Consider the following 5,322-nt stretch of genomic DNA (forward strand, 5'->3'; position numbering starts at 1 on the left):
CGCCTCCATCGACACGGAACATGTGAACAACATCACAGAGTAACGGCGGCGATGAGAGTCAAATATCCTGAAATTAAGGGTTGACTCTGAAAGAGGAAAGCGTAATATACGCCACCTCGAGTTAGCAAGCGAAAGCGCGTAACTCACTGCTCTTTAACAATTTATCAGACAATCTGTGTGGGCACTCGCAGGATTGATATCTCAGATACCTTCGGGTATCAAAAAAATATCAAGTCTTGAAGAGTGACCAAGCAGTAATTCATTTAGTTGAATTATTACGAAAGTTAATTTTTGAGCACCGCTTCACGAGTTGAAGCAAATCAAGCTTTTAATTGAAGAGTTTGATCATGGCTCAGATTGAACGCTGGCGGCAGGCCTAACACATGCAAGTCGAGCGGTAGCACAGGGAGCTTGCTCCTGGGTGACGAGCGGCGGACGGGTGAGTAATGTCTGGGAAACTGCCTGATGGAGGGGGATAACTACTGGAAACGGTAGCTAATACCGCATAACGTCTTCGGACCAAAGAGGGGGACCTTCGGGCCTCTTGCCATCAGATGTGCCCAGATGGGATTAGCTAGTAGGTGGGGTAATGGCTCACCTAGGCGACGATCCCTAGCTGGTCTGAGAGGATGACCAGCCACACTGGAACTGAGACACGGTCCAGACTCCTACGGGAGGCAGCAGTGGGGAATATTGCACAATGGGCGCAAGCCTGATGCAGCCATGCCGCGTGTATGAAGAAGGCCTTCGGGTTGTAAAGTACTTTCAGCGAGGAGGAAGGCATTGTGGTTAATAACCACAGTGATTGACGTTACTCGCAGAAGAAGCACCGGCTAACTCCGTGCCAGCAGCCGCGGTAATACGGAGGGTGCAAGCGTTAATCGGAATTACTGGGCGTAAAGCGCACGCAGGCGGTCTGTCAAGTCGGATGTGAAATCCCCGGGCTCAACCTGGGAACTGCATTCGAAACTGGCAGGCTAGAGTCTTGTAGAGGGGGGTAGAATTCCAGGTGTAGCGGTGAAATGCGTAGAGATCTGGAGGAATACCGGTGGCGAAGGCGGCCCCCTGGACAAAGACTGACGCTCAGGTGCGAAAGCGTGGGGAGCAAACAGGATTAGATACCCTGGTAGTCCACGCCGTAAACGATGTCGACTTGGAGGTTGTTCCCTTGAGGAGTGGCTTCCGGAGCTAACGCGTTAAGTCGACCGCCTGGGGAGTACGGCCGCAAGGTTAAAACTCAAATGAATTGACGGGGGCCCGCACAAGCGGTGGAGCATGTGGTTTAATTCGATGCAACGCGAAGAACCTTACCTACTCTTGACATCCACGGAATTTGGCAGAGATGCCTTAGTGCCTTCGGGAACCGTGAGACAGGTGCTGCATGGCTGTCGTCAGCTCGTGTTGTGAAATGTTGGGTTAAGTCCCGCAACGAGCGCAACCCTTATCCTTTGTTGCCAGCGGTTCGGCCGGGAACTCAAAGGAGACTGCCAGTGATAAACTGGAGGAAGGTGGGGATGACGTCAAGTCATCATGGCCCTTACGAGTAGGGCTACACACGTGCTACAATGGCGCATACAAAGAGAAGCGACCTCGCGAGAGCAAGCGGACCTCATAAAGTGCGTCGTAGTCCGGATCGGAGTCTGCAACTCGACTCCGTGAAGTCGGAATCGCTAGTAATCGTAGATCAGAATGCTACGGTGAATACGTTCCCGGGCCTTGTACACACCGCCCGTCACACCATGGGAGTGGGTTGCAAAAGAAGTAGGTAGCTTAACCTTCGGGAGGGCGCTTACCACTTTGTGATTCATGACTGGGGTGAAGTCGTAACAAGGTAACCGTAGGGGAACCTGCGGTTGGATCACCTCCTTACCTGAAAGATACGAACTTGCGTAGTGCTCACACAGATTGTCTGATGATAGTAAATGAGCAAGCGATATCCTGTTATCAGGATTATTCGTGTCCCCATCGTCTAGAGGCCTAGGACACTGCCCTTTCACGGCTGTAACAGGGGTTCGAATCCCCTTGGGGACGCCATCTCCGATAATGTGTGAAAGACATTATCACCGAATATTTCAAAACTGACTTTCGAGTCACGTTTGAGATATTGCTCTTTAAAAATCCGGAACAAGCTGAAAATTGAAACGACACACTGTTTCCTTTCTCCGTAATAAGAAAGGAAGTTAGGTGTGTTCGAGTCTCTCAAATTTTCGCAATCACGATGGCGTCTTACGAGACATCTTCGGGTTGTGAGGTTAAGCGACTAAGCGTACACGGTGGATGCCCTGGCAGTCAGAGGCGATGAAGGACGTGCTAATCTGCGATAAGCGTCGGTAAGGTGATATGAACCGTTATAACCGACGATTTCCGAATGGGGAAACCCAGTGCAATTCGTTGCACTATCGTTAAGTGAATACATAGCTTAACGAAGCGAACCGGGGGAACTGAAACATCTAAGTACCCCGAGGAAAAGAAATCAACCGAGATTCCCCCAGTAGCGGCGAGCGAACGGGGAGCAGCCCAGAGTCTGAATCAGTTTGTGTATTAGTGGAAGCGTCTGGAAAGTCGCAGGGTACAGGGTGATACTCCCGTACACAAAAATACACATACTGTGAACTCGAAGAGTAGGGCGGGACACGTGGTATCCTGTCTGAATATGGGGGGACCATCCTCCAAGGCTAAATACTCCTGACTGACCGATAGTGAACCAGTACCGTGAGGGAAAGGCGAAAAGAACCCCGGCGAGGGGAGTGAAACAGAACCTGAAACCGTGTACGTACAAGCAGTGGGAGCCTCTTTTATGGGGTGACTGCGTACCTTTTGTATAATGGGTCAGCGACTTATATTCTGTAGCAAGGTTAACCGTATAGGGGAGCCGCAGGGAAACCGAGTCTTAACTGGGCGTTAAGTTGCAGGGTATAGACCCGAAACCCGGTGATCTAGCCATGGGCAGGTTGAAGGTTGGGTAACACTAACTGGAGGACCGAACCGACTAATGTTGAAAAATTAGCGGATGACTTGTGGCTGGGGGTGAAAGGCCAATCAAACCGGGAGATAGCTGGTTCTCCCCGAAAGCTATTTAGGTAGCGCCTCGTGAACTCATCTTCGGGGGTAGAGCACTGTTTCGGCTAGGGGGCCATCCCGGCTTACCAACCCGATGCAAACTCCGAATACCGAAGAATGTTATCACGGGAGACACACGGCGGGTGCTAACGTCCGTCGTGAAGAGGGAAACAACCCAGACCGCCAGCTAAGGTCCCAAAGTCATGGTTAAGTGGGAAACGATGTGGGAAGGCACAGACAGCCAGGATGTTGGCTTAGAAGCAGCCATCATTTAAAGAAAGCGTAATAGCTCACTGGTCGAGTCGGCCTGCGCGGAAGATGTAACGGGGCTAAACCATGCACCGAAGCTGCGGCAGCGACGCTTATGCGTTGTTGGGTAGGGGAGCGTTCTGTAAGCCGTTGAAGCTGGACTGTGAGGTCTGGTGGAGGTATCAGAAGTGCGAATGCTGACATAAGTAACGATAAAGCGGGTGAAAAACCCGCTCGCCGGAAGACCAAGGGTTCCTGTCCAACGTTAATCGGGGCAGGGTGAGTCGACCCCTAAGGCGAGGCCGAAAGGCGTAGTCGATGGGAAACAGGTTAATATTCCTGTACTTGGTGTTACTGCGAAGGGGGGACGGAGAGGGCTATGTTAGCCGGGCGACGGTTGTCCCGGTTTAAGCATGTAGGCGGAGAGTTTAGGTAAATCCGGACTCTTATCTAACGCTGAGGTGTGATGACGAGGCACTACGGTGCTGAAGTAACAAATGCCGCACTTCCAGGAAAAGCCTCTAAGCATCAGGTAACATTAAATCGTACCCCAAACCGACACAGGTGGTCAGGTAGAGAATACCAAGGCGCTTGAGAGAACTCGGGTGAAGGAACTAGGCAAAATGGTGCCGTAACTTCGGGAGAAGGCACGCTGTCGGTAGGTGAAGTCCCTCGCGGATGGAGCTGAAGGCAGTCGAAGATACCAGCTGGCTGCAACTGTTTATTAAAAACACAGCACTGTGCAAACACGAAAGTGGACGTATACGGTGTGACGCCTGCCCGGTGCCGGAAGGTTAATTGATGGGGTTATCCGCAAGGAGAAGCTCTTGATCGAAGCCCCGGTAAACGGCGGCCGTAACTATAACGGTCCTAAGGTAGCGAAATTCCTTGTCGGGTAAGTTCCGACCTGCACGAATGGCGTAATGATGGCCAGGCTGTCTCCACCCGAGACTCAGTGAAATTGAAATCGCTGTGAAGATGCAGTGTACCCGCGGCAAGACGGAAAGACCCCGTGAACCTTTACTATAGCTTGACACTGAACATTGAGCCTTGATGTGTAGGATAGGTGGGAGGCTTTGAAGCGTGGACGCCAGTCTGCGTGGAGCCAACCTTGAAATACCACCCTTTAATGTTTGATGTTCTAACGTAGACCCGTAATCCGGGTTGCGGACAGTGTCTGGTGGGTAGTTTGACTGGGGCGGTCTCCTCCTAAAGCGTAACGGAGGAGCACGAAGGTTAGCTAATCACGGTCGGACATCGTGAGGTTAGTGCAAAGGCATAAGCTAGCTTGACTGCGAGAGTGACGGCTCGAGCAGGTGCGAAAGCAGGTCTTAGTGATCCGGTGGTTCTGAATGGAAGGGCCATCGCTCAACGGATAAAAGGTACTCCGGGGATAACAGGCTGATACCGCCCAAGAGTTCATATCGACGGCGGTGTTTGGCACCTCGATGTCGGCTCATCACATCCTGGGGCTGAAGTAGGTCCCAAGGGTATGGCTGTTCGCCATTTAAAGTGGTACGCGAGCTGGGTTTAGAACGTCGTGAGACAGTTCGGTCCCTATCTGCCGTGGGCGCTGGAGAATTGAGGGGGGCTGCTCCTAGTACGAGAGGACCGGAGTGGACGCATCACTGGTGTTCGGGTTGTCATGCCAATGGCATTGCCCGGTAGCTAAATGCGGAAAAGATAAGCGCTGAAAGCATCTAAGCGCGAAACTTGCCCCGAGATGAGTTCTCCCTGACTCCTTGAGAGTCCTGAAGGAACGTTGAAGACTACGACGTTGATAGGCTGGGTGTGTAAGCGTAGCGATACGTTGAGCTAACCAGTACTAATGAACCGTGAGGCTTAACCTTACAACACCGAAGGTGTTTTGGTTGAGAGACTAAGATTTTGATTTTCAGCTTGAACCGAGATTTTAAGTTAATGGTTACAGATAAGACTGTGACGGTTGATGAAACAGAATATGCCTGGCGGCACTAGCGCGGTGGTCCCACCTGACCCCATGCCGAACTCAGA

At 51.7% G+C, this 5,322-nt stretch carries 1 tRNA gene and 2 rRNA genes; all 3 read left to right on the plus strand.

Features of this window, described 5'->3' with window-relative positions:
• Window positions 1–329: 329 nt before the first annotated feature.
• The 3 genes from D6029_RS10130 (at window position 330) to D6029_RS10140 (ending at window position 5,159) form a co-directional block, all read left to right on the plus strand.
• Window positions 330–1,869: ribosomal RNA gene (locus D6029_RS10130) — 16S ribosomal RNA — on the plus strand.
• 89 nt (window positions 1,870–1,958) lie between these two features.
• A tRNA-Glu gene (locus D6029_RS10135) sits at window positions 1,959–2,034 on the plus strand.
• A gap of 216 nt (window positions 2,035–2,250) precedes the next feature.
• A 23S ribosomal RNA gene (locus D6029_RS10140) occupies window positions 2,251–5,159 on the plus strand.
• Together the 16S and 23S rRNA genes with 1 tRNA gene alongside form the textbook arrangement of a ribosomal RNA operon.
• The last annotated feature ends 163 nt before the right edge of the window (window positions 5,160–5,322 follow it).

The sequence above is a fragment of the Buttiauxella izardii genome, assembly GCF_003601925.1.
Lineage (GTDB): Bacteria > Pseudomonadota > Gammaproteobacteria > Enterobacterales > Enterobacteriaceae > Buttiauxella > Buttiauxella izardii.